Source organism: Bacteroides sp. AN502(2024) (assembly GCF_041227145.1).
In the GTDB taxonomy this organism is placed as follows: Bacteria; Bacteroidota; Bacteroidia; order Bacteroidales; family Bacteroidaceae; genus Bacteroides.
Map to the genome: position 1 here is coordinate 3723811 of NZ_JBGFSP010000003.1, position 26772 is coordinate 3750582.

29 protein-coding genes and 1 pseudogene are annotated in these 26772 nt (G+C 45.9%); 9 read left to right on the forward strand and 21 right to left on the reverse strand.

Features of this window, described 5'->3' with window-relative positions; all coding sequences use genetic code 11:
* Positions 1-8: 8 nt before the first annotated feature.
* Both AB9N12_RS14645 and AB9N12_RS14650 read right to left on the reverse strand, forming a co-directional pair.
* Positions 9-1184 (reverse strand): glycosyltransferase, encoded by a 1176-nt coding sequence (locus AB9N12_RS14645; RefSeq protein ID WP_369892739.1) that lies wholly within the window; start codon positions 1182-1184, stop codon positions 9-11.
* 56 nt (positions 1185-1240) lie between these two features.
* Complete coding sequence (locus AB9N12_RS14650) at positions 1241-2266, reverse strand: AI-2E family transporter (RefSeq protein ID WP_369892740.1); 1026 nt, start codon at positions 2264-2266, stop codon at positions 1241-1243.
* Between the two features lie 817 nt (positions 2267-3083).
* On the opposite strand from AB9N12_RS14650, the gene AB9N12_RS14655 reads away from it, so the two are divergent.
* Positions 3084-4235, forward strand: coding sequence for an IS4 family transposase (locus AB9N12_RS14655; protein ID WP_369888970.1), 1152 nt, complete (start codon positions 3084-3086; stop codon positions 4233-4235).
* Positions 4236-4387: 152 nt separating this feature from the next.
* Positions 4388-4930 carry a hypothetical protein gene (locus AB9N12_RS14660; protein ID WP_369892741.1) on the forward strand — a complete coding sequence of 181 codons (543 nt, stop codon included), beginning with the start codon at positions 4388-4390 and terminating at the stop codon, positions 4928-4930.
* A gap of 685 nt (positions 4931-5615) precedes the next feature.
* Here the strand turns inward: AB9N12_RS14660 and AB9N12_RS14665 are convergent.
* Positions 5616-5837, reverse strand: a complete 222-nt coding sequence (locus AB9N12_RS14665) for a DUF6078 family protein (protein WP_369892900.1) — start codon at positions 5835-5837, stop codon at positions 5616-5618.
* A gap of 481 nt (positions 5838-6318) precedes the next feature.
* Here AB9N12_RS14665 and AB9N12_RS14670 point away from each other — a divergent pair, with 481 nt between their 5' ends.
* The 6 genes from AB9N12_RS14670 to AB9N12_RS14695 all read left to right on the forward strand — a co-directional run bounded on the left by AB9N12_RS14670 (position 6319) and on the right by AB9N12_RS14695 (position 12064).
* Positions 6319-7716: an RtcB family protein gene (locus AB9N12_RS14670; protein WP_369892742.1), complete on the forward strand. Its 1398-nt coding sequence runs from the start codon at positions 6319-6321 to the stop codon at positions 7714-7716.
* Positions 7717-7720: 4 nt separating this feature from the next.
* A complete protein-coding gene (gene prfH / locus AB9N12_RS14675; protein WP_369892901.1) occupies positions 7721-8341 on the forward strand; it encodes a peptide chain release factor H in 621 nt (206 codons plus the stop codon).
* A 40-nt stretch (positions 8342-8381) separates the two neighbouring features.
* Positions 8382-9089 (forward strand): RNA ligase family protein, encoded by a 708-nt coding sequence (locus AB9N12_RS14680; RefSeq protein WP_369892743.1) that lies wholly within the window; start codon positions 8382-8384, stop codon positions 9087-9089.
* Between the two features lie 2 nt (positions 9090-9091).
* Positions 9092-10201: an AAA family ATPase gene (locus AB9N12_RS14685; RefSeq protein ID WP_369892744.1), complete on the forward strand. Its 1110-nt coding sequence runs from the start codon at positions 9092-9094 to the stop codon at positions 10199-10201.
* 515 nt (positions 10202-10716) lie between these two features.
* Positions 10717-11295, forward strand: coding sequence for a metallophosphoesterase (locus AB9N12_RS14690; RefSeq protein WP_369892745.1), 579 nt, complete (start codon positions 10717-10719; stop codon positions 11293-11295).
* Between the two features lies 1 nt (position 11296).
* A complete protein-coding gene (locus tag AB9N12_RS14695) occupies positions 11297-12064 on the forward strand; it encodes a metallophosphoesterase (RefSeq protein ID WP_369892902.1) in 768 nt (255 codons plus the stop codon).
* A gap of 118 nt (positions 12065-12182) precedes the next feature.
* Here AB9N12_RS14695 and AB9N12_RS14700 read toward each other — a convergent pair.
* The 4 genes and pseudogenes from AB9N12_RS14700 to AB9N12_RS14715 form a co-directional block, all read right to left on the reverse strand.
* Positions 12183-13300 (reverse strand): annotated as a pseudogene (locus AB9N12_RS14700) (Fic family protein).
* A gap of 10 nt (positions 13301-13310) precedes the next feature.
* On the reverse strand, positions 13311-14126 hold the full coding sequence (locus tag AB9N12_RS14705; protein WP_369892746.1) for a hypothetical protein: 816 nt from the start codon (positions 14124-14126) through the stop codon (positions 13311-13313).
* On the reverse strand, positions 14090-15094 hold the full coding sequence (locus AB9N12_RS14710; protein ID WP_369892747.1) for a hypothetical protein: 1005 nt from the start codon (positions 15092-15094) through the stop codon (positions 14090-14092). The genes AB9N12_RS14705 and AB9N12_RS14710 overlap by 37 nt, the downstream gene beginning before the upstream one ends.
* Before the next feature lie 301 nt (positions 15095-15395).
* The gene (locus AB9N12_RS14715; protein ID WP_369892748.1) at positions 15396-16148 is read right to left on the reverse strand and encodes a hypothetical protein; all 753 of its coding nucleotides are present in this window, start codon (positions 16146-16148) and stop codon (positions 15396-15398) included.
* A gap of 22 nt (positions 16149-16170) precedes the next feature.
* On the opposite strand from AB9N12_RS14715, the gene AB9N12_RS14720 reads away from it, so the two are divergent.
* Positions 16171-16509, forward strand: a complete 339-nt coding sequence (locus AB9N12_RS14720; RefSeq protein ID WP_369892749.1) for a hypothetical protein — start codon at positions 16171-16173, stop codon at positions 16507-16509.
* Here the strand turns inward: AB9N12_RS14720 and AB9N12_RS14725 are convergent.
* The 14 genes from AB9N12_RS14725 to AB9N12_RS14790 all read right to left on the reverse strand — a co-directional run bounded on the left by AB9N12_RS14725 (position 16473) and on the right by AB9N12_RS14790 (position 26232).
* The gene (locus tag AB9N12_RS14725) at positions 16473-18335 is read right to left on the reverse strand and encodes a hypothetical protein (RefSeq protein ID WP_369892750.1); all 1863 of its coding nucleotides are present in this window, start codon (positions 18333-18335) and stop codon (positions 16473-16475) included. The genes AB9N12_RS14720 and AB9N12_RS14725 overlap by 37 nt on opposite strands.
* A complete protein-coding gene (locus tag AB9N12_RS14730) occupies positions 18332-18628 on the reverse strand; it encodes a hypothetical protein (RefSeq protein ID WP_369892751.1) in 297 nt (98 codons plus the stop codon). The genes AB9N12_RS14725 and AB9N12_RS14730 overlap by 4 nt, the downstream gene beginning before the upstream one ends.
* An 18-nt stretch (positions 18629-18646) precedes the next feature.
* Positions 18647-19621 carry a hypothetical protein gene (locus tag AB9N12_RS14735; protein ID WP_369892752.1) on the reverse strand — a complete coding sequence of 325 codons (975 nt, stop codon included), beginning with the start codon at positions 19619-19621 and terminating at the stop codon, positions 18647-18649.
* 11 nt (positions 19622-19632) lie between these two features.
* Positions 19633-20619 carry a tail fiber protein gene (locus AB9N12_RS14740; RefSeq protein WP_369892753.1) on the reverse strand — a complete coding sequence of 329 codons (987 nt, stop codon included), beginning with the start codon at positions 20617-20619 and terminating at the stop codon, positions 19633-19635.
* A gap of 8 nt (positions 20620-20627) precedes the next feature.
* Positions 20628-21122, reverse strand: coding sequence for a hypothetical protein (locus AB9N12_RS14745; RefSeq protein ID WP_369892754.1), 495 nt, complete (start codon positions 21120-21122; stop codon positions 20628-20630).
* Positions 21119-21454 (reverse strand): hypothetical protein, encoded by a 336-nt coding sequence (locus AB9N12_RS14750; RefSeq protein WP_369892755.1) that lies wholly within the window; start codon positions 21452-21454, stop codon positions 21119-21121. The genes AB9N12_RS14745 and AB9N12_RS14750 overlap by 4 nt, the downstream gene beginning before the upstream one ends.
* Positions 21455-21465: 11 nt before the next feature.
* Positions 21466-21957 carry a hypothetical protein gene (locus tag AB9N12_RS14755; protein WP_369892756.1) on the reverse strand — a complete coding sequence of 164 codons (492 nt, stop codon included), beginning with the start codon at positions 21955-21957 and terminating at the stop codon, positions 21466-21468.
* A gap of 11 nt (positions 21958-21968) precedes the next feature.
* The gene (locus AB9N12_RS14760; RefSeq protein WP_369892757.1) at positions 21969-22262 is read right to left on the reverse strand and encodes a hypothetical protein; all 294 of its coding nucleotides are present in this window, start codon (positions 22260-22262) and stop codon (positions 21969-21971) included.
* Positions 22263-22307: 45 nt separating this feature from the next.
* Positions 22308-22538: a hypothetical protein gene (locus tag AB9N12_RS14765; RefSeq protein WP_369892758.1), complete on the reverse strand. Its 231-nt coding sequence runs from the start codon at positions 22536-22538 to the stop codon at positions 22308-22310.
* On the reverse strand, positions 22535-23149 hold the full coding sequence (locus tag AB9N12_RS14770) for a hypothetical protein (protein WP_369892759.1): 615 nt from the start codon (positions 23147-23149) through the stop codon (positions 22535-22537). The genes AB9N12_RS14765 and AB9N12_RS14770 overlap by 4 nt, the downstream gene beginning before the upstream one ends.
* A complete protein-coding gene (locus AB9N12_RS14775; RefSeq protein ID WP_369892760.1) occupies positions 23146-23982 on the reverse strand; it encodes a hypothetical protein in 837 nt (278 codons plus the stop codon). Before AB9N12_RS14775 ends, AB9N12_RS14770 begins: the two co-directional genes overlap by 4 nt.
* A gap of 144 nt (positions 23983-24126) precedes the next feature.
* Entirely contained in the window at positions 24127-24543 is a 417-nt protein-coding gene (locus AB9N12_RS14780; protein ID WP_369892761.1) for a DUF6046 domain-containing protein, read from the reverse strand.
* Between the two features lie 182 nt (positions 24544-24725).
* The gene (locus AB9N12_RS14785) at positions 24726-25061 is read right to left on the reverse strand and encodes a hypothetical protein (protein WP_369892762.1); all 336 of its coding nucleotides are present in this window, start codon (positions 25059-25061) and stop codon (positions 24726-24728) included.
* A 142-nt stretch (positions 25062-25203) separates the two neighbouring features.
* A complete protein-coding gene (locus tag AB9N12_RS14790) occupies positions 25204-26232 on the reverse strand; it encodes a phage tail tape measure protein (protein WP_369892763.1) in 1029 nt (342 codons plus the stop codon).
* Positions 26233-26772 lie beyond the last annotated feature (540 nt).

Here is a 26772-nt window from a genome sequence, read left to right on the forward strand (position 1 = left end):
TCTTTTTCCTATCTTCTCATGAAATCCCCTTTTCCCCGGAAGAAACGGCAGAGTTTGAACTTTAATGACTGTACAGGTTGGATCAGGTCGAAAACAGGTAATGAGAAATAGTATTTTCGTCCTCCCCCCATTTCTTTGGTCGTGCAATTGATAATGACAGCTTGTACCGTAAAGCGCAGTAGCCAGATCAGAAATGCGATACCTGCTACCAACCAGTGGAAATTTAGAATCCCGAATGCAATACCTGCGATACAGGCAATATAGAATAACAAGCGGGAGAAGGTCTCAAATCCCAGGAGGTAACGCTGTATTCCATGGTAGAATTTGGCAGTAGCCATATAGCTGACTTTTTCTTCTTTCCAATCTTTGTAGCGATATACGGGTTGTATTCGTGTGGTAGCGTTGAAGTCCGTTTCTACACGGGTATTGGAGGAGGTAGCTAGCTCATTAATGAATAAATCATCTTCTCCACGTTGCAGATTCAGGTATTTGGAGAAACCTTTCTGTTGAAAGAATAGTTCTTTCCGGTAAGCCAGGTTGCGTCCGATACCGATATAAGGTTTTCCGGCTAGAGCAAATCCCAGATAACGCAAAGACTGGAATAAAGTATCGAATGAAGTACGTTTGTGCAACCATCCCTTTGTGCGGTCGTATCCGCTATATCCCAACACGATTTGAGTCTGTGGAGTGAAATTACGTGCCATCAGTTTTAACCACTGGTTGCTGGCGGGCATACAGTTTGTTTCCGTAAATACCAGCCAATCATGTTTGCTGGCTTTGATACCCAACGTTAGAGCCAGTTTCTTATGACTGATATAACGTGCACTTTTGGGCGTAAAACTATGGTAAAGATGAGGATATTTTTCTTCCATCACTCCCAGTATATCCTCGGTGTCATCTGTGGAAGCATCATTGATGACAATCACTTCAAATTGCGGATAGTCCTGTTCCAGAATAGCAGGTAGAATTTTACGAAGATTTTCAGCCTCATTGCGTGCGCAGAGAATCACGGAAAGTGGAGGCAGTTCTCGTGTGAAATGTGTTTCTTCTTCTTTGCCTACAGCCTTATTGTGGAGATGTATCCGGTTGTACAGACTGAAATAATAAATGAGCTGAATGATAAAAAGAATACCTGCCGCTGATAAAAGAATCAGTTCGACAGTATTGAATGTAAATGTTTCCATCAAATTTTAGTGTCGTTTTTACAGCTGCAAAAGTACACAATTTTTTGGTAGTTCCGTTATCTCGATGGGAGGTTATTTCGCAGGTCGAGATATTCTTTCTTAAACATATCCACAAAAAGAAAGAATAATGAAAGCAACAGCGGACCGAAGATGACTCCCATAAACCCGAATATAGGCAAGCCGATGACTACTCCGAAAATAGTGATAAGCGGATGTGTATCCGCCATCTTCTTTTGGAGGATGAACCGAATGAGATTGTCTGATTGCGATACAATGATAGCTCCATAGCCCAAAAGCCCGATGGCGTTAAACCAGTCTCCATTGATGGCAAGATAAGCGGCTACGGGAAACCATACCAATGCTGTGCCTACCATCGGAATGATAGTTGCAAAGCTGGTCAGGAATCCCAGCATCAGTATGTTGGGTGCTCCGAAAAGCAGATAGCCTATCATAGCCACGCCTCCCTGGATGATAGCCAGTAAGGGAATACCGATGGCATTGGAACGGACAATCATATTGATTTCTTGAATGACTTCCTGCGTATTGGTTTCATTAAATGGCAGAATGTCATTGACATAAGTTTCCATCTTTTTTCCTCCGATCAGCATGAAGTAAAGCACAAAGATCATGACGAACAGGTTGATGGCAAGGCTGCTGATGCTTTCCATTATAATTTGTCCGATACGGGGAAGTATGGACATGATGAATGAAAGCGTATCTTTTCCCAATACATCGTATCCTGTTTTCTCTTTGATGAATTCTGCTACCTGTTGAATAGGTGCAATATAGGTTTGTGGATCCAGATTGATGTCCTGTAATTTGTTTGCCACCATCCAGACAGTCAATCCCAAAGGGATAAGAAAGACGAAAATCGTTTCTGTGGTAATCAGCAGTGCGCTGATGCTTCGTTTCAGCTTTCGTTTTTCTACCAGATGATTCATCTGTCCGCGTACTAGAATGTAGATGGTGAGTGCTCCCAGTAATCCCCCCAAGAAAGGAGTGATTTGGCGGAAGATGATGACTCCCATAAACAGGATGATGACAATGAGGGAATATTTCCAGTATTGTTCTTTGGTGCTCATATCGTGTAAAATTCGTTTATATGATAATAAACACTCGAAGGGCGTGAATGGTTTGTTTTACAGTGAAATGTCGATATGAATAATCCCTGAATCTACTCCTTCGGATATTCGTTAATATCCGGTGGAGTTATGTTAAATGTTAACGAATCTGTTTGTTTTATTAAACCATGTTATAAGATATGCCTCTTTACTCCGAAAATTTGGAGATATGTGGAAAGTACGTATCTTTGCAACATGTTTTTCATAGTATTAGATTTAAGGTTAATAAAAAAGATTGGCTGTCTGGGATAGATAGCCTTTTTTTATGCCCTTTATTTTCATTCTATTTTTCAGGATCAGTAGAAAAATAGTGGGGATACATTATTAAGAGATGAAGGGCTGATGGGATTTGCCGATACATTGTGGAATGTTATTATTGAACCTTGAACCGTATTTTACTTTCGTTCTTCCTTTCAAAGATGGTAAAACCAAAGCGACTTATATTAGGGAAAGAAATACATTGGATAAATATGTGAAGCCTTGGATGTGGCAAAGTGTTCGTTGTTTTTATATCGATAAACAAGGTGATAAGTTGAGATGCAAATACCGAATATACATTTACTCAATTATTTGCACTAGATTGTTTACAATTTGGTTACCGTGGATGTTATGACAGATTAGAAGAAAATAACATCGATTTGAATCAGGGAGCGGAATCCACCGTTTGCTATTTGATGGCAATATTGTCCTAAATAAATTGGGGGGAACAAATAAAAAGGAAGTAGAACTAAGGTAAAATGACTACCTTAGTAGCAAGCTACCAACTCATCTACTTCCTATGGCAAATATAACACTTTTCGCACAGGTAATATCACATCTCCCGAAAGAAAATATCAGGAAAATCATAAAATCTTCGGGGTCAGACAAGCATTGCAAGGGCTACAATACATGGAGTCAGTTTGTTAGCATGATTTTCAGCCAATTCTCAGGATGTGATTCAGTCAGAGATATCTCAAACGGGCTGAAATCAGCCACCGGCAACCTCAATCATTTGGGAATCAACCGTGCACCATCCAAGTCAACGGTAGCATATCAGAACGCCAACCGAGACAGTTCGGTTTTTCGCGGCATATTCTACTCGTTGTTTCAGTATTTCGGACAGCAAGCCCTATGGCAACGAAGAAAGTTCCGTTTCAAGATGCCGATAAAACTGCTCGACTCCACATTGGTGTCATTGACTCTGTCAATATATGACTGGGCACATTACACTACCACCAAGGGGGCGGTCAAGATGCACACGCTATTGGACTATGACAGTCTTTTGCCGGAGTTCGTGAATATCACCGATGGCAAAACCACCGACAACAAAGCTGCTTTTGATATTGAGTTACATCCGTATAGTATTGTAGTAGCCGACCGAGGCTACTGTGACTACTCATTGCTGAATAATTGGGACAGCAGCAACGTGTTCTTTGTAGTGCGTCATAAAGACAATATCCGGTACAAAGCCATAGAGGAGTTGCCTTTGCCTGAAAAACACGCTCAGAATGTACTTATTGACGAAATAATCGAGTTCGAACTCTCGGCGGCCAAATCCAAATATCCCAAACGTTTACGTCGCATCGCAGTATGGAACGATGAACACGGTTTTGAAATTGAGTTACTCACAAACAACTTCACATTGGCAGCATCAAGCATAGCGGCTCTGTACAAGGCTCGGTGGAACATAGAAATCTTCTTTCGCAACCTCAAGCAACTGCTACGCATCAAGAGCTTTATCGGCACATCCCGCAATGCCGTAGAGACCCAAATATGGACTGCTATGACTACAATGCTGATTCTGACATGGCTAAAGCACATCGCAAGATACAAATGGGCATTGGCTAACCTTGTGGTCACGCTCCGGCTGAACACATTTACCAAAATCGACCTCCAAAAATGGCTTGATCAACCATTTACACCACCTCCCGAAACCATCGAAAACGATTAGGGGGGATTGATTTTGAACTCTCGAGGCTATACTTAACAGTATAGTCAGTTAGCTCATGCTCAAAATTTATTTAGGACAATATTGATTTGATGGCGAGATTTTCTCTTTTATCTGATTAATTCCGTATATTTGCAGGCATAAACTGCAATATTATGAAACCGGTATTTATTAAGGTGCTTCGTGTACTGATGCTTTTTATAGTTATTGTTTCGTGTGCCATCGGTTATGCTGTTTATGAGGATACGTTGGTCAGTTGGTGGATACCTGTCGGGGTGGCTTTGGTGATTGCTATTCTTACATTTCCTTTTTATAAAAAGTGGACATGGTTGACGGCAAGAAGTAATAAATCTCTCAATCTGCTTTGTCATCTGGTTTGTGTGGGAGCTTTCAGCTATGCATTGTTTTTGGTGGGAAACTATTGTCTGGCGGATCCTGCTTCCACGCAGGACGAAAAAGTTGTTGTACAGAAGAAACTTCAGAAGACGTATAAGAAGACACGGCGGGTAGGTAAGTGGCGTTATGTGTCGGATGGTGTGCATAAGGAATATTATTTACAGGTGGCTTTTGAGAATGGAACCGTGGAAACGTTACACGTATCACTTTCTACCTATAATAAGACTCGGCAAGGCAAAACAAAGATACTGACTTTGCAGAAAGGATTCTTCGGGCTTCCGGTGATAACGAAAGGACTTTAAAAATATAATTTGCTGCAGTAACTCCCGGAACTGTTTTCTCTTGTAGTCTGTTATATTCTTTGCTAAGTTCTTCCAGAATCGTGTGTACCGTTAAATGAGGGATCCGTGTGATACCTTCGTCGTTTCTCTGTTTTACACTTTATCCAAGTGGCTATCTTATCTCAAAGGATGTGCTATTCCTTATCAGCCTGATCATCGGAGAATCGTAAAAATAGGCGTTAACTGTGATAGTGAGACAAGAAGTATGGGTGATTGGAAACCGTATAAGTCACCTATCACCTGGATAAAGCCTTGAAACTATTAGTTTCCCTGCTTGAAACTACAGTTTCCCCGCCTTGAAACAAAGTGTTTTGCGCCTTGAAACAAAGTGTTCACCGTGTTGAAACAAAGTGTTCACCGTGTTGAAACAAAGTGTTCAGCGCTTTGAAACAAAGTGTTCCACCATATTGAAACAAAGTGTTCAGCGCTTTGAAAGTGTTCCACCATATTGAAACAAAGTGTTCCACCATATTGAAACAGAGTGGTTTGCTGAAGTAACAACAAACACAAAATAGCATACGAGTTTACTTGTGGGATTGAAAGAGTAGTTTATCATGTTGTCAGACCATCATGAGCTAAAACAGATATGTTGCAGATACTTGACCTGCAACATATCTGCAACAGGTATCTGCAACGCCATAAGCCATTATATTTCAATTAGATACAACGAAATTGTTGCAGATGGCAGATAATTACCATAAATATATTCTTTTGTGTAGGAATCGGATGTAGGTTCCTCCGCTATTCCTTTCTGACGAAAAATCCTACGAATATATTCCTGTTGTTCAAGCGACAAATCTCCCTCTTTACGGTAAAAGCGGTAATATATCCCGCGTCCGATAAAGATAATTGACTGACAGACAAACATCAACCAATTACCCGGCTCGCATTGGACCGGATAAGGGGCAGTATGGCTATATTTTTATCTTAAATGAGAACCGTGATTGAACACTAAAATTTCTCTATTATTCTTTGGAGGAAATAAAAATAAACACTACTTTTGCCGCGATAAAATGAGTATTCACCCTTTAAAAACAGATGGAAAGGGTATTAATTATGTTGGAGTTATAATATTATCAAAATTAGGACTAAGTTGTCTTGTCGGGATGATGAGGCTTTGCAATTTATTGTTTTTACATTGAACCTATGGTTCTTATATTGACCGCAAATCTACTAACAAGCGGTAATGGTTGATTAGTCCTGCAATCCTTTTTATATTTTAAATTAATCACTTCAATGCGATGGTGGGTATTTCATATCCATATCCAAAAGCATTGGTATCACGTGTATTGCATTATCGTCTGCCGATGAGGTCGATAGGGAATGCTGTATGCGAACGAAAAAAGAGTATGGGAATACGATTAAAAGATTTAAGCAAACTGGGATACCGGGATAATGTTGCCCGTAGTCTGGTAGTGGACATTGTGAGCAAACATTGCAAACACGACACTAAAGAACAGATTGAAATGACATTGAGCGATATACTCGAGCATCCCGAATCTTACAAAAATAACGAAATTTGGAATAAGCTGGCCGAACGCCTTTCGCCTACTATAATAGCGAAAGAGTTGATAGCTTATGATTTATTGGACGAGCCGTTGATGTATAAAACCTATGGAGGTAAATTTATCGAAACGCTTGCTAAACAACAGATGAACTTGGCTATGCGCTTACCCGTAACGGTAGCCGGAGCATTGATGCCTGACGCTCATGCCGGATACGGGTTACCTATCGGTGGAGTGCTTGCTACGGATAATGCGGTGATTCCGTATGCAGTAGGGGTTGATATCGGCTGTCGAATGAGTATGACGGTATTTGATGCTAGCGCTGACTTCCTGAAACGATATATCTGTCAGATGAAAGAAGCCTTGAAGGATTTTACTCATTTCGGTATGGATGGCGGATTGGGTTTTGAACAGGAACATGAGGTGTTGGATAGGGAAGAATTCCGTTTGACTCCTTTGTTGAGGGATTTGCATGGAAAGGCAGTACGTCAACTGGGGAGTTCCGGTGGTGGTAACCATTTTGTAGAGTTCGGAGAGATCGCTCTGCAAGAAAATAATGTGTTGAATCTTCCGGAAGGAAATTATCTGGCATTGTTATCACATTCCGGTTCACGAGGTTTGGGAGCTGCCATTGCCAAACATTACAGTCTGTTGGCATGTGAGGTGTGCAGGCTTCCACGTGAAGCGCAGCATTTTGCTTGGTTGGATTTAAACACTGAAGCAGGGCAGGAGTATTGGATGAGTATGAATTTGGCAGGCGATTATGCCCGTGCCTGTCATGAACGGATTCATTTGAATTTGGCGAAAGCATTAGGGTTGAAGCCGCTCGCTAATGTCAACAATCATCATAACTTTGCTTGGAGAGAGGAAATAACATCGGGACGTATGGCAATCGTCCATCGTAAAGGGGCTACTCCGGCGCAAAAGGGACAAGCGGGATTTATTCCCGGAAGTATGGCCACCCCGGGTTATTTGGTTTGTGGCAAAGGGGCGGAAGAAGCGTTGAATTCGGCTTCTCATGGAGCCGGTAGGGCGATGTCCCGTCAGAAAGCAAAAGATAGTTTTACGCAATCGGCTTTGAGGAAGCAGCTGTCGCAGGCGGGAGTGACTTTGATTGGCGGGAGCGTGGAAGAAATGCCACTGGCATATAAGTACATTGACAGAGTGATGTATACTCAGGAGACACTGGTAGAGGTGCAGGGTAAATTTATGCCTCGCATCGTTCGAATGAATAAGGAGTGATATGATGAAAGAAAAAGTATATTTACAGATCACTTCCGGTAGGGGACCTGCCGAGTGTTGCCGGGTAGTGGCATTGGTGTTCGAAAGAATAGTGAGACAAGCGCAAGCGAGAGGATTGAAGGTGGAAATGATAGAGCGGAAAGTAGGTCCGGTGAACCGGACATTGCTCTCAGTTGTCATTTCCCTCCAAGGAGTGGCTTGTGGTGAAGTAGTGGATGAATGGGAAGGAACTGTGCAATGGATAGCTCAAAGTCCGTATCGCATTTATCACAAACGGAAAAACTGGTTTGTCAGTGTTCATTCATTTGTCTTGTCCGAGAATCAGGAGGTTACGGAACGAGATTTTCGTTACGAAACCTTGCGTGCCTCGGGACCTGGCGGACAACACGTCAACAAGACAGAGTCGGCAGTCCGTGCGGTGCATATTCCTACGGGAATGAGTGTGGTAGCTTCCGACCAACGCTCGCAATGGCAGAATAAGAAACTGGCAACGGAACGTTTGTTGGTGAAACTCTCGTCCTGGACGATGGAGCAGGCAATGATTCAGGCACAGGAGAACTGGGACAATCACAATCATCTGAAACGGGGAAATCCGGTGAAGGTGATTCAGGAGTCACTCATTTAACTATGTGGGAAGAATTTAGTATTTAATTAAAAAGAAGAAAATGATGTCAGAGAAATATGGTCGTACTTATCACTATCCATTCTCTCCCGGAACGACTAGTGACGACCGGATTAACCATACGTATTGGGAGGACATCCAACGGATTCGAACATTGGTGCATACCGAGAAGCTGGATGGAGAGAATAATTGTTTAAGTCAGTGGGGTGTCTTTGCCCGTTCGCATGTTGCTCCCACTACTTCCCCCTGGACGAGGCAATTGCGTGAGCGTTGGGAATTGATAAAGAATGATTTGGGTGATATAGAAATCTTTGGAGAGAATCTATATGCTGTTCATTCCATAGAATATCAGCGATTAGAAACGCATTTTTATGTCTTTGCAGTCCGTTGTATGGATCAGTGGCTGTCATGGGAAGAAGTAAAGTTTTATGCAGCTTTATTTGACTTTCCTACTGTTCCGGAGTTGAAGATAGAGCCTGTTTCCGGTTTGACACCGGAACTTTTAAAACAGGAAATCATCCGTATGTCACAAGAACCGGCTATCTTCGGCTCTTGTGATCCGTGGATGAAAGAGCCTTGTAGTCGTGAAGGAGTAGTCAGCCGCAATATCGCGGAATATCCGGTAAGCGAATTTGCACATAATGTGTTTAAGTATGTGCGAAAAGGACATGTTAGAACAGACGAGCATTGGACACGTAACTGGAAGCGCGCTCCGCTTGTTTGGGAGTTTAATAATGAAAAGGAGAAATAAAGATGAATTGGAAATTGATAGAAGATAAATCGTGGTGTTCACTCGAACAACAGTTCGGGTGGGTACGCGAAATGAATACTGTTCCGCAGGATATTCGCTATCATGCGGAGGGCAGTGTAGCCGAACATACCCGTATGGTATTGAAGGCATTGCAGCAGTCTTCTGCTTATCATTCTCTTTCTACTTTGGAGAAGGAAATCATTTGGACATCTGCCTTGTTGCATGATGTTGAAAAACGTTCAACTTCCGTGAATGAAGGAAAGGGGCGGGTATCTGCTAAAGGACACGCCAGAAAAGGAGAGTACACTGCCCGTACTATTTTATACCGGGATTGCCTTGTTCCATTCCATATCCGGGAACAGATTGTATCTTTAGTTCGGTATCATGGATTGCCTGTTTGGTTGATGGAGAGACCTGACCCTGTAAAGAAACTATGTGAAGCTTCTTTACGGGTAGATACTTCATTGCTGAAGATGTTGGCCGACGCTGATATCAGAGGACGTATTTGTGAAGATCAGAACGAACTGCTGGAAGCATTGGAGCTGTTTGAGATTTTCTGCCGTGAACAGGATTGTTGGAAGAAACCGAGAGATTTTGCCACTGATTATGCACGTTTTCATTACTTCCATACTGAAGGCAGTTATATTGATTATATCCCTCACGAGCAGTTTAAATGTGAAGTGACAATGTTGTCGGGACTTCCGGGAATGGGGAAAGATTATTATATTCAATCAGCTGGCATAGATGTTCCGGTGGTGAGTTTGGACATCATTCGTCGAAAACACAAATTGAGTCCCACGGATAAGTTTGCGAATGGATGGGTGGTGCAAACTGCGAAAGAGGAAGCCAGAACGTATCTTCGCAAAGGACAGGACTTTGTTTGGAATGCTACTAACATAACTCGTCTGATGCGTGCCCAACTGATTGATTTGTTTGTTGATTATGGTGCAAAAGTAAAGATAGTCTATTTGGAACAACCATACCACATTTGGCGTCAGCAAAATAAAAGTAGGGAATATGCACTTTCTGAATCTGTATTGGATAAGATGTTGGATAAACTGGAGGTTCCTCAACTGACGGAAGCCCATGAAGTGGTATATCATGTGGTATAAAAGTAACGTGAGACGCAGGATGTACCTTAAAGTATTGTTATCTCTTTTCTGATATAATATCTGAATTATATGTGTGGTATACAGGTAAAAAGGCTATTAAAAGTGGTATAAAGAATTTTAATAAAGGTGATGCGAGATATGGGATTTATTGGCTAATTTTACACCGATTTTGAAACAATATGAAAACTAACAATGCTGAGAAATAGAATGAACATATTATCAAAGGTCACAATTTGGGGTAATAAACGCCCTGAGTTTGTGTCGGATGTTCATGTCTTCGACATTGAACCTCGTTTTGTAAATACTTTCCAACGAACATAATAAGGTACATTTTACTGTACTTTGATTTAGAATAGAGCAGAAATAGTTGGGGAGTCCTTACCAAACTTTCCAACTATTTTGTTTTATACCCATTTGTGGTAGTTGTCTTTGTGATGCTCCTCTGTCGTTTCCGTCTGATGGGTACTTGATAACTTGATTATTAACGTGCAGTGACGCACATAAATTGAGAAGAAATGAATTACAAATTTGATGGTAGCAAGGTGTTCTTTACATCTGATACACACTTTTATCACGGGAATATCATTCGTTTCTGTAACAGACCGTTTAAGGATGTGGAAATGATGAATGAAACTATTATCTCCAATTGGAATAATACGGTTGGGCAGAATAATATTGTTTTTCACTTGGGTGACTTTTGTCTTGGAGGTTCCGCTGAATGGACTAAAATACTTGACAGACTGAACGGCAAGATATATCTGATTATGGGCAACCACGATTTGAAGAATATGCGTCAGGGCTATGTCGATAGATTTGAACATGTAGCAATGCAAATGCACATAGAAGTGAACAAGCAGAAAATATATTTGAATCATTATCCGTTTCTGTGTTTTGATGGCGGATACAAAGATGTGTGGCAATTGTTTGGTCATGTGCATACAAGAAAGAATAATACCGGAGTTGATGCCTTTCGGCTTCAGTACCTTTATCCGACACAGTATGATGTCGGGGTAGATAACAACAACTTCACACCTGTATCATTTGAACAGGTTAAGAGAACTATAAATAAGCAAATAGAAGATGGAGGAAAGTAAAATGAAGATACAATATATGAGCGACCTGCATTTGGAGTTTAGTGATAACAGTAGGTGGTTGCAACATAATGAATTGCCTGTGATGGGAGACATACTGGTACTTGCAGGTGATATATTTTATTTAAAGAATAAGATTGAGCCTTTGACGAATTTTTGGAAATGGGCATCAGCCAATTATCGTCAGGTACTTATTGTTCCCGGAAACCATGAATATTACAATTATTGTGATGTGATGGATAGGGGATTACAGTGGAAATGGATGTTCAAGGAAAATGTCGGGTATTATCAGAATCAAGTGATACGGATAGATGACACAGATTTTATCATGAGTACTTTGTGGTCTCAAATTTCTCTTGTTGATGAATATTTTGTGTGGAAAGGCATGAATGATTTTCGACAGATAATGTATCACGGGAAACTGCTTCAGACAGAAGAATTCAACCAGATGCATACTTTCTGTTTGGATTTCATCAAGCAAAGTCTGGCAGAAAGTACCGCAAGACACATTGTGGTTGTGACACATCATCTTCCGACATTGGAGGTGGTAGCCAATCATCATAAGGGATCTGTGTTGAATAGTGCATTTGCCACCGATTTGAGCAGACTTATATCCGATAACGATATTGATGCATGGATTTATGGTCATTCACATACCAATATTGATGTTGAAATAAATGGTACAAAGGTGGTTTGTAATCAAATGGGATATGTCTTTCAAAATGAACATACAACCAATGGCTTTGACCCAAGCAAACGTATAGTTTTGTGATAGGTGATTGCTTATCCAGCAATTAGTCTAATGCCTTAATATGTGTTATATAGTAAAATGTTGGATATCTTTATCTGCTCAAAACCAAGGTGGATAGGGAATATGTTATTTTCTTCCATCATCTTGTAGTATTATTAGAATTATAGACGGTCAAGCCTTTAACTGTCAGAAGGTATTTCTGGCGGGGATGGCGAGGCTTGTCAGGGTGGAGCATAGAAACAAATCCCTCTTTTATGGCTGGATTAAGTGAATATTCCATAAAATTTTCACGATCCTTTAATCCTACGGCAGCCATCATTTCTTTGACGGATAATTTGTTGTTTGCAATAGCTGTTATTAAGCGACAGATATTCTCGTTATCTATCTGCAATAGATTATATGAATTTGTCTGGGTGCTTGTCGGGGTGGAGACCACTATGTTTTCAGGAGTATTGACGATCAAAAAACGATTTCTTAATTCATTACCTCTTCCATCAATAGATTACGAAAGAATCGTTCCAAATACATAGAATCCCTTTTTATCCCTTTTTGGATGTTTTGGTAATTGGCTCTTACTAAAGCATTACGGAAATACCAAGAATGTTTAGCGAAAAGGTCATTTTCAACATTGAATCCCATTGAACGTAAATATTGAATGATAAACACTGCTGTAGTTCGGGTATTACCTTCCCCAAACGGATGAATCTGCCACAACCCGGATACAAATTGGGTGATATGATTGACTATTTGATAAATGTCCAATCCGGTATAATCAAACGCCTTTTCTTGTTCGAAGTCATATTCTATGGCTCTGCGGATGTCTGGAGCGGAGACATAGAATACGGTATCACCACGAAGCACCCATTCCTTTTTGGTAATATTGTAATCTCTAATTTGTCCGGCAAACTTGAATACACCATTGAATATTCTTCGATGTATGGCGGTTAGTCCAGCTACGGTAAAAGCAAATGAACGCTCATTCAATAGCTTGGTAATATTGGCTGATACCTTGTCCGCTTCCTCTGTTTTGTTATCCTTTTCTGTACGAACATCTTTTGATTCATAGTAACTATTGATAAGTTGTTGTACTTCATCAATCGTTATATCCCCTTCAATATGCTTACGAGCTGTTTCAATGAGATATTCAGAGGGTTTTAAGCCATCTACCGCCTGAAGTCCTATTGCTGTTTGCCAGGCATAGCCTTTTTCACGCTTTTGTGGCTCACCTTGTTGGATGTATTCGTTGAAGTTAATCATTCCTAAATTTTTATATGAAATAACGATAATCATATGTGATGCCATTGTAATCTCTCAATAGATTTCCTATTTGAGCAAGAGTGTTAGAAGTATCTATTGTTGCTGGCAATTTTGTATATAAATTAAATGAGTTCCAATTCATTTTAGTGAATCCTATAATTTCTTTGGCAATAGTTGCCAAGTCACCATGACCATAATATTTAGTTATCTTTAGTGGTGATGGTATACAGCGGCCTCCTTGATAATACCTTCTGTTTTCTTTTATAGATGGAACTACTCCATGAGTCCATAATAAGGCATTTCTTCCTGATAATTTAATACAAGTACCTCTATCTATAGGATACCAATCTGATGTTAATTGTCTGTTGCTAATTCTTTGAGCAATAAATTTTATATTGTATTCTTGTGTAATTGTTATCAAATCTATTTTAGTGATTCCTGCTTGTTTTAATGCATTTGTTATCCCTTCGATTTCTTCCTCTCTAAATGGAGTACGTTTATGAATTACCACTCTTTGAGGAAGTTTATCCATTGCACATTGGAATAGATTAAGAATATCCATTCCAAACTTATATGCTTCTTCAAAATTTAAATACGGATTTTTCTTTTTATCAAATTGAAGATGGTCAACTTTTGATAGTTTATATCTTAATCCTTGTCCTTGTGCATTATATATGTGGCTACATCCAAGAACAACCTCTGTCTTTCCGTTAGGACGTTTTTTTATACTGTAACCAATCCCCGCATAAGCGGTATTTGTGTCTAAGTCTGCTAATGTCCAAGGAGTTCTTAGAGTTTTACGAATAAAGCCAATGACAACCACCATGCTATCTCACATTCCATTTTGTCGTATAGAGTGTTCTCTTCTATAATTTGAGTTGTGAAATTATGTTGGGCAGCAAATGCTTTAATGTAATTGTGTAAATCAAAAAATTCTCCGTTATGATAAAACTGCCTATAATTACTCCAAGAGTTTGGTATAAATATGGTTATTACAATTCCCGGAAAATGTTTTGCAAGGCTTTTAGAACTCATGCAAATATATCTTACTAGCTCCACAGCATTTATAGGGTTATCAGTTGTAGATATCCACCTTTCAGAATTTATATCTGGAATATCCAATCTACAATTATAAATGCTGTTAAAAGCGATGTAATCATGGATGTAATCAGAAGATTTTGATGTGAATATTGTAGTATTTAACTTTTTAATAAAGGTGTTGAATTTTTTAGCAAAAGAAACGGGACATACAATACCAAGACGTACATCTTGAGGGAAAATATCATAGTGATTTGCGTCATATGGCTTGTGATTTGATAATCCTCTCATTGGATTGTCATCATAGAAGGGCCTATTAATAATGGAGTTTACAAATTCAAGTTTAGGCTCATCAATTTGTATCCCATGATATATAGACTGATTTGTATTGTATGTTTGAGGTGTATCGATTCTAATATGATTTTGTCCATTATAATGTATTTCAGCGAAACCACGATTAGGGGATAACTGAAATTTAAATCCGCTATTTGAGTTTACAGGAATATCGAATGATATTCTGTTATTTTCAAATAAAATATTGCACCACATTTGAAGTTTTTCTTCATATTCCTGATTTCTCATTTTATCCAAATATCTGCGGCTATATTCTTGCTTTTTTTCTTTTTCAATAACTTTGTTTGATTCAAGGTATATTGATGGTGTTATTGAAAATAGAGCATACTTTTGTTGTTGTGGAATAAACGATAATCCACATTCAATCGCTTCGTGGACAGATATATCTTGTTCGCTAAACAAAATTTTGTCTCTCCATAATAAGTTTCGTTTGCTGTTGATTATAATCGCGAAAACGAAACGTACAATTTTCTAAAACGAAACGTACAATTTTCACTATTTTTTCAGCCCATCAAAGCAAAGGCATTTAATCACCATTCAAGCGGTAATTAAATGCCTTTTGAACATATGCAAAAAGCGCGAAAAACGTTGTTTTTCATCTGCATTTTGTCTGCACTTTATTTGTTCAATTCGTAGAAAACCACTATCTTTGCTTAGTAATTAAGAGATCGTTTTGCATAGGTTTGCCCCGTTAGCAAGCCTTTTATGTAACCAGCTTATCAAGCAGGCGAACAATGTTTGCCTTTATCTTGTGCCTGTCTCTTTGCCACTCTATTTGTTCCATCCCTTTGTCATATTCGGGATAAGGCTTTTCTTTCATCTTAAACTGAAAATGCTTGCACAAAGGATAAATGTAACGGTAGGTTTTCACCACGAACACATCCAGGTCACCAAGCAAGAAGGCTACATTTGAACGCACGTAGCCGGATGGTGATGTCGTATTTGTGAGTATTTGGTTATGGATAAACTCGCCCGTTCGCCTATTGCGCAGAAAACGCGTGTAATGAAAGCCGTAATATTTGAAGTTGGCCGCCTTGTAAATTGTTCCGCAGCCTAAACGACCATCGGCGAAACTTTGTATAGCCACGATATTCTCATCCATTTTGCGGATCAACTTGATGCTGGCGGCAATTAGCACGGTTTCCGCATTCTTCCCGAGGCAGTCGCCAATCCACAAACGGTTTAATTCGCATATCCACGCTTTCGGACTCGGGTGATGGAATAATCTTACTTTGGGATTCTTCATGTAACCGTAAACCGCAACACCGAGGCATTTGTCCGGTTCATCGGCGCGGAAGATACTGAAGTTAAACACTCCAAAGCCGCCAAAGTTCCATTTATGGGAATAATGGTGTTCAAGCACCATTTGGCGGGCAAGTTCCTTTGTCACGGGTTTGATAAGCAGGTCGCCGAGCGATGAGGTTTGTTTCAGGACAAACAGATTTTCTTTAATCATTCAGCATATTGATAGCGTTTTAATGTTTCATGAATATTTCCCTCACGATCCTTTTGCCGGGTGGCGCACGATGAGTGGTTCCTGCGGGTTGTCGGGTGGAGCCGTGATAGCGACGAACGATCGCAAGAGATACGGTGACTGTTCCGGCGCATGGCATCGGGCCACACTCCGCACGTTGAACGAGCGGATGATACCGTTTTTTCTTTCTTCATCCCCCGTCGCCATGTGGACATGGAGCGCAAAACCGCGCAGCATGGCGGAATCATCACGGACTGTCCGCGGTGATGCGCCAATTGAGAATGTACGGATGATCGGTTTCATTGCTTACTGTTTACGGGCTATTATTTTAAATTGGCAATAACGGTCGTTCATCACACTCTTGCACAGTTTTTCGGCGTATCCGCCATCGCTTTGAGGCTGATAGGAGCGGTTGTTACCCGAGGAGACGGGGATGCCGTCATCATCATACTGTACCACGCCGCCGGACTTGCAGACAAAGTAGTCGCCGAAGAGTTGTGCGGGTATCCACGGCTGTGCGGGCACCCGTGTGTCGTCGAACATGATGGCGATGCGGTATTCGGGATCATCGGCGGGCGGTATGAATGTGTCGGTATCGTTGGCCGCCACGAAACTCTCGTCGGGCACAACGGTCCGTCCGCGGTATCGGATGGGGCTCTCACCCGTGTTGAGATAGACACCACCGCTTTGCAGGGAGTCTGCCGCCTGCAGCGTGGAGAATATGACGGGGGTCGAGCGCAGGTAGCACACGTTTTCGATGTTGGGGTCTTCGAGTGTGTGAAGTGTACCCGTATCCGTGCCGTTAAGCCCGGATACGAACGTGGTACCCTCCTCGTCAACCGCCAGCACGTTTCCCGTGACATAAACGGCGTTGCGGTATGCCACGTTTCCATCTACTACGTACCGGCCTTGCGGCAGGAGGTCTCCGGGGGCGAATGTGCGGTCGGTCACGGGGCGGTCGTTGAGTACGATGCCGTGCGAACCGAACAGGGAGGTGAACGATGCGAGTATACCGGTAACGGATGCCCGTGCGGTGTCGAGTCTGATGATTTTACTGAGCACTTCGCCCACCGTGTCGCTGCTTGTCTCATCCAGACAGATGGCTCCGCCTACAATGGTGAGTATGCCGGCCGCACTCTGCTCGTCCCATGTGCCGGCTATACCTATACTGTTATCCATGATGGGTATGGAGAGTGCGGGAGGCAAGGCACCCAGATAGGAATCGGTAATGCCCGGCAGGAATCCGGCGGGATTGGCGGCCGGGCTGTCGGCTCGAAGTGTCAGATCACCTGCTCCGGGATTGTTAAAAAGTTCTTCCGCCGTTTGCGCTGTGAAGATGCAGCGGGTGAACACGGGCATGAGTTCCTCTCTCACACCCCGTCCGCGGCATTGCCCGAGCAGACTGTCACGTCGCGCTTCTCCCCCGGATGCTTCGGTAATGAGTTCCTCACCGTCGAGGAACCAGCGGCAATCGGCAGTGAACAGGCACTCCTCGAAACGCAACGGTTCGTCGGCGTAGAAATCGCACCGGGCAAGAATGCTTGTACGGATAATTTCGATGCCGTACGATTCCCGCCTACGGTGTCCGATGGGGACGTTATGGACAGTGAAGTGAGACACTTCTCCATTACCCGCATAGCATATTTTCCTATCTCCGCAGATCTTGGGGCTGTCTATCACCACATGGTGTATGCCTCTTTTCCCGCCGATGCACCCCATGTATAAGGGTGAGTTGCGTATGATAACGCTATGGTCGCCCACACCCCATGAGTGCTGCGTCCACCCGAAATATCCTCCCCAGGCACGTCCCACCCCGGCATATCCCCATGCGCCGTATCGTATCATGGCGGTGTAGGTGGCCGGCGCGCAATTCTCCACGATGATGTCATTCAGCGTGAAGCCATGAATGAGATAGGTGTCTTGCCCGTCGAATGTGGCCGCTCCCATGTAGTCTCCTTGTATGCGGGTATCGTGGTCTCCATCGGACATGTCCTCGCAGAATCGTCCTCGGCAGATGATTTCTTTCGCCGCGGTTCCGTGTCCCCTATACGCCTTTCCCAGTGTCTGATAGGGATTATCCGGGGTTCCTGTGCCGATGAGGTCGTTTCCCGCGTATGAGTCCACATAGACACACCGGGCGTTTCGTGTCCGCCACAAATAAGGTCTCATTCCTCACCTCCTTTCACCGTTTCCACATTGATGACATCCCCGCGTCGTCCCCATGTGGGTTGTTGCGGGTCGATATACTCGCGGCGGATGGTTACACGCCACGCCTTATTTTCAATCACCCACCTTATGGGGCGCCCGAACCGGTCGGTTTGAGGCATGACCTTTCCCGTTTCTTCGGTATTCATGGCCAGAAGAGGATAGATTTCTTCGTATATCCACCTCATGGCGGATTCGGTTTGCGAAGTGTGGGGGTCTGTCTGCCACGTCACTCCTTCTTTTATTTTGATTTCCATTCGATATTGGTTTAGAGATTATACATCAGAGGCACGCCGGTGAGGCCGGCTCATCACACATCTTATTCCGACGGCCGCCGCGGCTTCGTTGACGCGTTGGATTTCCCATGTGGCGAGTTGTCCCGGTTCAATCAGTATCGCCTGCGGGTTTTCGGGATCGACCTCCCGGCGTACCGTGTTCCCGGCGGTTATCCACAGGTGTGCCACGTTGAACAGACGCACCTCTTTCATCGTCACCGCATACGCCTCCATGTTGACATCCTGAATGGCGACTCCCGTCTGCCCGAAGTCGAGCGTGTAGCTGCGGTCGGCAAGCGAGTCGCGCAGGTTCTCGAGGGTCTTTCTCAAGCCTTCCTCGGCATCGGTGGCACGTTTTGTCTCATCGCTTATTTCTTCGTGACAAGCGGTCGCGATGGTTTTCCGTAGTTCTTCCAGCATGCCGGTCAGCGTCTCCGCATCGGTCACCCCTTGGAGAAACGCTTCCATCTCCCGCCATCGGTTGATCGTACTGTCGGCCGTGTCCTTTGCTTCCAAAAAGGTCTTAATTGTATTCGCCAAAGCCCATAACGTGCTGTAATTCGCGCCCAAAGCGGAAAACGTGCTTTCCAGAGAAGCGCAGGGATCCGTGGGGTGCAGACACCCTCGCAGGCTTTCCGCATCGGCGTTGGCCGTGTCGATCTCCGCCTGCTGTCGTATGTCCGTGGCTTGCAAGTCGTCCATGTCGTCCGAAACGCGCCTGAACTCTTTCTCGGCCACGGCTGTATGTTGGTCGAACTCCGTGCGCAGCATACTGTGTCTTTTTTCCAAAGCCACACCGGAGGAGTGGTCGTATTTCGCATTTAGCTGTTCAGGGAGATCCTCCACGTTGGCAAGGGGCAGTTTGTCTTCCGTCTTATGCAGAAAACTGTCTATCCAGTCCGCGAACTGTTCTTCAATCGGGTATTTTCCGCGTTTGAACCATTGTTTTAATGTTGAACGTAATCTGATAGCCATTGTGATATTATTTATTTAAGTCGCATGATATAAGCCAGAACATAATACGGGGGACGGTTTTCATGTTGCGCACCACCGCCCTTGCCTTCCGTGTCATGCCTGTAATAGAACAGATGCTTGTTGTCATAATCCGTATCATTTGACCCGATATTGTTGTTCGTCACGATGGTGTCGTAGTTCTGGCCGTCGTGGGCTTCCGGATAATAATAATCCTTGAACGTATGCGCATGGTTCGGCATTTCATTGATGGTAAGGGCATGTTTTTTCTCACCGCCTGCCGTGCCTTTCGTCTTGTAGTCATTATCACTGTCGTGGTAGCCCACGACAAAACGGCCGCGCAGATCGGGAAGACGGAAAAAGCCGCTGGTCGTAGTGTACCGTGTACCGTTGGCACTGTAAGCATTGTTAAAGGTCGTACCCAAAGCCTTGTACAGGTCGGGATAGTCCTTTGTGCTTAATTGCCGCCCGTCACAAAGGGCGTAACCGTCAGGCTCGGTTTTTCCCGCCCATAGCAGCACGATACCCAAAGGTGCGGGGGTGAATTTTGCCGCCTCCTCTTGCAGGTCTTCTTTCAGGTCGGCAATAGCCTGATTAAGTGCGTCAGAAGTCTGCACATTCTTGAAGTCCTCCCATCTGAAATTTTCATAGCCCACACCCGCGGCAAGCGTCCGTTTCGTGTAGGCTTTCGGATAATCGTATCCTTGCGCCGTCACGGGTATATCCTCTTGTTTCACATACATGCCGCTGCCGACCGCACCGCCCTCGAAACGCAAAACTTCACCGGCGGGAAAAGCCGCCGTCCGTACAAATACATAACCCTCGGAACGCTTTGTGCCGTCCTGTGAAAGGTCGCAGCCGCGCAGGATTACTTTGTCGCCGGCGATGTTGCCCAATATAGCGACAAGCGCGATATTGGTCTGCAAGGCGTCCAGCGTCTCACAGTCCAGCGGAAAATCCTTGTTTCCCTGTGTCAGGTAATTACCTGTGATTTTATCCATTATCTTTTTTATTTGTAGTTTATAGTCCAACGTTTTGAAGCAAGTTTGTAAGTGTCCACGATTGCGTTCATACGATTTTCATCCACCCGGTCGCGCAGGCTTATCGGTACCGTGACCCAAAAATCGTAACCATTCACACCACCGAAGCCGCGGCGGTTAAGGATAAAAGCAGTTCCCATGATATGCGAAGGTAGCAGTATGAACCGCTCCTGCTCGCGTTGGAAAATGCGTTGTCCCTGCAATGACACGCTCCATTCGTCCTCCACCAGAATACGGCGTTCCACAGGGTCGAACGTGTCATTCAGGACGGCACGCAGGTGGCACACCTGCCCGTTATGCGACAGCCTGTATTGCTTATCCTGACGCCAGCGCATGAAATTTCCGTAAACGATGTTCACACCCTGCACCATGCTTTGCGCAAAGGCGGCAATCAGAGGCCTGCGGTAGTGCGTGGGCAGCAACAGCAACGCCAGACGTTTTATTTTAAGGTCATAGAGGCTCATTTGTAAGGTGTCATGTTAAGTTTGATATTTCCAGCTTTGAAATAACCCGACGCAGGTGTGTAACGGGCGTTTATCTTCGTGGGCGTACCCTCGCCGCTTACCATCGTTTCAGACCCGCGCAACTCGACAATGCGCACCCCGTCGATGGCTTGCAGACAATCCACAAGTGCCATGTTGGTGTATTCACCGTTGAAAGGCAGGTTTTCGATATAGGCGATAATGGCTTCACGGCAGGCCGTCTCGACATTTTCGGACAGCAGCATCGCGTCAAAATATACGTCCGCCTCGCAATTGAATGCGTCAGGAGGCCGGTTTACGAGGTTCACACGCACGCCGGCGTCTTTTATTTCCGCAATGTAGGCCGCAAGCTGCCCCTCCGTATCGGTATCGAGCGGCTGCCGCTTTCCCCGGCATCACCCGCCACCTTGATGGTAAGGATGGAGGCATCGGCATTTTCTGTGGCCGCGGCATATTTTACCACGTGGGCGGTCTCGATGTCACCGTCACTCATGCCCTCCGTGTCGTAGTGATCCGTATCGGGAACGAGGGTTTTGTCTTTTATGAAACCCAGCACCTTGTCCCTGTACCATTTGGGGCGGTGAGGCATGATAGCCTCGATGCGTTCCTCCACGTCCTTTTTATGCCTGTCAAAAAGGTTTTCAAGTACCCATGTGGCACAAGCCACGATATAGAACAGCAGGCTCTCAACGCTTACCTTGCTGAAATGCGAGGAAAAAGCCGTCCCCGTCTCAAAACCATAGGCGCGCGCAACATCCGAATTGCGCATGAAGTCGGTCGTCATACTGTCTTTTATGTCCGAGATTGTTCTTGCCATATCCCAATTATTTAGCTTACAATAAAATCTATTTCTATTCCCATGAAGTTGATGCCCTCCTGTGCGAGTGCGGCCATTTCGTCCGCACTCAATGCCGTGGCGGGTTGCAGGTTCTGCACACTGTAACGGCGCACCGTGTCGGCATTTTCGACGGCAACCGTATCAAGAACCTGCCCGTCCTGCAAGGTATCTGTCAGGCTTATGCCGTTTGCTTCGGAAAGCCTGAAAGCGGCTTCCATGCTGCCCGAAGTCTCCACGGCCATGTCGAGCAGGCTCTGTCTGTCCTTTACTGTTACTTCCATCATTCCACTGTTATAATGTTATCTTCCGTTATGCTCACTTTCCGGACGTCAAGCCCGCAGGCCTCCAGCATTTTTTTTGACCTGACCCCGCCACATGACATCCACCTCGCCGCCAAGCATTTTTTTCACTTCGCCGCCAATAAGCGGAAATTCTTTCCACTCGCCACGCATGACAATAAGGACACCCTCGACAATCTGGCTGTCAGTGTTACCGATTACGACACTGCCGCGCTCTATCAGCAGGTCGCCACTTTCCGCGTCTATCAGTATGCCGTTCATCCGTGTTTCACTTTTTCGTTTTCATAATCACCCCGCTGTGTAGGCGTCAGCAGGTTGCCCGCCCAGTTCCCCGTCAATGCGGATAACGCCGCACCGCCATCCTGCGGAACGGCCACCCATGCGGAAAAGATGTTTTTCAACTCGTTGATGTCATTCTCTATGGCGTTGAAATGTTCAGTCAGCTGCTCGACCTTAACCGTGCCGCCGAAGCCGCCGCTGTTCAGTGTTATGCCCTCTGTTGTCAGTTCCGCACCGGTATCGTCGCCCATCAGCACGCGCACACCGTCTTTGTCGGCTGAAATCCGGGCGGTGTCGCCACTGATTACCACCTCGACGCTTTCCACTTCGTCGGTTAGCAACACCACCCCCGCAGCACCGTCGGCCACAAAACCGACAACCACATAACTACCCACTTTCGGGTACGTCACCACTCCGAACGTGCTTTCCTGATTGGCTTGCAGGTTCACGCCCAGAAGCGGCGCGCTTTCGTCCAATGGCGTGCAGTCCACCGTGCGCGCCGTCTTGTCCACGGTGTCCACCGTGCAGACAAGGCTCGCGCTCTGGCGGCCGCCCTGTGCCAACTGCCTGATGGTTTCTTTTATATTGTTCATTCTTCTACTCGTTGGCCGAGCGTGATTTCCTGACGGAAGCCGCCCGTGCCGTATTTGATTATATTTTTCTTTACCTGATAGACACCTTTTTTCTCGCCGTCTATCTTGATGCCGATGGCGTCCAGCTTATCGAGCAGACTGTAACCGAACGTCTTGAAACTGCCCGTAAGGCCGTCACGTTTAAGACGCTTGATTTCCTGCTGCGCCCACGCTTTGAGTTCGGCTTCCTGCTTGTTGTAGGTATGGAGGGTACGGTGTTCGCCGTCGGCGTCGCCCACCTCCACCCTGATTTTTTTGTTATTCGGCATTAGGCTGACCGCTTTGATGCGCAGCCGCATGTTTTCAGCCTTTTGCTGTTCCAGGTTCCGGTCGTCGATGATATTTACACCCGTGGCGAAAACCTGCGTCGGGCGGCTGTCCCTCTCGAACAGGACACTGCAATAAAGCACGGGGCTGCCGTCCTCGTAGCGGAAGAACGAGCGGACGCCGTTTTCCTGCAAGTGGCCGAGAAGCGATGCCACGGTGTCCGCCGTGACACGGTACTGGCCGAGGTTCTGTTCACCCATCACGCGCAGCGGGTAGTTCAGGCCTTGTTCTTTCAACAGGGTTTCAAGGTTCACGCTCTTGTAGGCTTTCTTCTGTGCCTGCATCTGTTTCAACTTGAACATTTCGTCCTCGCAGGTAATAACGACGGGCGTCTTAAAACCTACGTCACGCACGTAACCCACAAAGGTCAACTGCAAATCCCCGTCGTAGCCCAGCCACACTTTCACCCCGTCGCCGCGCTGCACGGGTATCTCGGCAGCACCGTCCCACTTGATTTTTTTGGGCAATGTCAGACGGCATTCATCCGTCACTTTTCGGTGTCGCGGGTGATTTCCACCTCCGTGACCTTTTCAAGCCGCCAAGACTTCGCGCCTGTGATTTCTATTTTTGCCGTCAGCCTGTACATCGTTTGAATGCCGTTTAATTACTGTTTAATACTCTGTACTGTACACGTTATAATCCCCGTCGCTCATGGCCGAAATGCTCGCGCTTTGGTAGTTGCTCGCCGTGTCCTGCGATACAGAAAAACTCTTTATCACGATACTACCGATGTCGAATATCTCTAAAAAGACGCTGTGCACGTCGATGGCCGCCTTTTCGTCGAAAAAGGCGCGAAGCTCGCGCAGCCCGTCTTCGGGTGTATTCGTCCAGCGATGACTCGCTCGGACAGCGACCACACCGACAACGATGTTTATCTGGTAGTCGCCCTCGTTGATGTATTCTTTCACCGTGCCGTCCATGCCGACCATACTGCGTGGTGACGATGTTTTTCGCGCGGCTGATGGCGCCACGTCGTAGGTGGCGAGCGTCTGGCCGTCTGCTCGCGCAGTGCATTTCGCATAACGCATACCGCCCCTCCCAATAACTTTTATCGGTTATCGGGCTGCTGACCTCGTGCGGAGTGATACCGCCACCGTGGCCGTCCCAATTAGGGGCTTGCCCCGTGCGCGAGGGTTGCATCCTGTACAGCAGCCCTTTCGCCTGTGTGGCCGCGCCCGCAGCTATGAACATGAAACTTATCGGTGTCATACTACATTGCCAAATTTACGTCGTTAAGGGCGGACAACAGGGCTTCGCCCACCATGTCCTTGACCTTTCCCAAGTCTTCGGACAGATTGGTGGTGTGTATCTCGAAACGCTCCACCAGCTTGTCCACATTGACCGTTATATTCCTGATTTTACCGCTGCCGTCGCTTTTGCCGCCGCCGACAGTTCCGAGGCTGCCGCCCGTCGGGTCGGGTGACGTGACAGTCGGCGCGTCCACCGTGGGAACCTCCCCGCCTGCCGCGTTCGGGTCGGGTTTGCCTTTCTTTTTGGCCTCCTCCCGCTTTCTTGCTGGCGGCCATTTCGGCGTTATAGGCGTCATAGAACGCCTTGCCGACGTTCGTGCCGAACTCGAAACCGCCTTTAAGCCTGTTTATGGCGTCCTTGATGCCCTTACCGTCGAGGGAGAAAGCAGCCTTTATCAGTCGCCGATGCTGCAAAAACGTTTCCACCATCCCCAGTACCTAAACGTGGCGACAAAACTCACCGGGCGGCTTTTTAAGGTAGCGCGGAACTTCGCCGACGTGTTCCAGAAGTAAACACCCAGAGCGACAAGGGCGGCAATGGCCGCGGCTATCCACCCGATGATCGGGATGTTCATGATGGCCACACTGACCGCGCGGCAGGCGGTAACAGCCGCCAGACTGAACGCACCAAAAGAGGCGGAGGCGACACTCGCGAAAGTGGCCGAAGCTGTCCCACCCGTGACAAAGGACAGAACCAGCGCGCCCAGACCTTGAGGCTTGAAATCCCCACTGGCGAACCAGAGCACCAGCCACATGGCGCAGAGTGATGTTGATTAAAAATCCGTTGGAGGCGAACTGCCCCGTAATCAGTTCACGGTTCATGAATGCCATTACCACGGCGGCATAAATGAAGCCCTGAATGTGCGACCACATGGCCGCCCACTGCAAACCCTTTATCCACGTCATAAGGTTGCCCATACCGATAAGCAGCGGCATAAGCTGCGAAAGCGGAACGAGTGCGCCCGTCGGGTGAAAGCCAGATACCGAGGTCACCATAGCCTGAAAAATGCTTATCTTGAAGTCCTCGAACTGCTGGTTTATACGCGCCTGACGTTCGGCGTAACTCTCCATGATGATGGCTGCCTGTTCCTCAGCTGAGGACGTGCCTGTAACCGCGTCCGTGAAGTCCTGCAAACTTTCAGTGCCGTTTATCAGGGCAAGGGCGGCGTTCGCGTTTTCACGGCCAAACAGGGCAGGAGACAGCAGCGCATCGTCTTTCAGCAACGGTTTGAGCGTTTCCAGACGTTCTTTCAGCGGCTTTGTCTTATCTGTCAGGGAAGACACGTTGATGCCAGCCTTTTGCAGTTCCTCCTGCGTCTTTTCGGGCAGGAAGCGGCCTGCGGCAAGGGTGGACAGCACGTTACGCAGGGCGACGCCGCCCTCCGAACCTTTCTTGCCCGCCTTGTCAAGTACCTGAATGGCGGCGTTCGTTTCCTCAAAACTGACGTTGACGCTTTCGCCAGCCATACCGCACTGCTGTAATGCCGCTTTGATGGCGGGGCTGCGCGGCAAACTGGCAGGGCCATGACGTTCCGGCTGGTGCAGGCACCCATCACGCTGGCTTTCATCGGGTCGTCAACTGCCATGCCGTACTGGTTGATCAGCGGTGGTGGCACCGAGCCACCGCCAGCGCCGTCACCATCCCCATCAGTTTGCTGGTGGTGGCGATGCGGATACCCATCGCCTGGAAGGCCTGATCTGCCCGAGTTCAGGCAACAACTGCGAAAGCAGAAGTTTGTAGCCCTCGACAGCCTGCGAGGCGTCGATACCGAAAGCCTTTGCACTGCTGCGGGCGTACCCCTCGATCTGTTTCAGGCTGTCACCCGTAACACCTGCGACGGCACTCAAATCGTGCGATTGTAAAGGCAGTAAGCCGTGCTATGCCCGAAGAAAGGCTGCCCAGCGTATCGTTAAACTCTGGCTGCGTTACTGGCCAGATCCCAAACTGCAAGCGTCTGCCCCAATTTGCCGAGCCAGCTGTGCGTACCCTCCACGGCGGCATTGAAA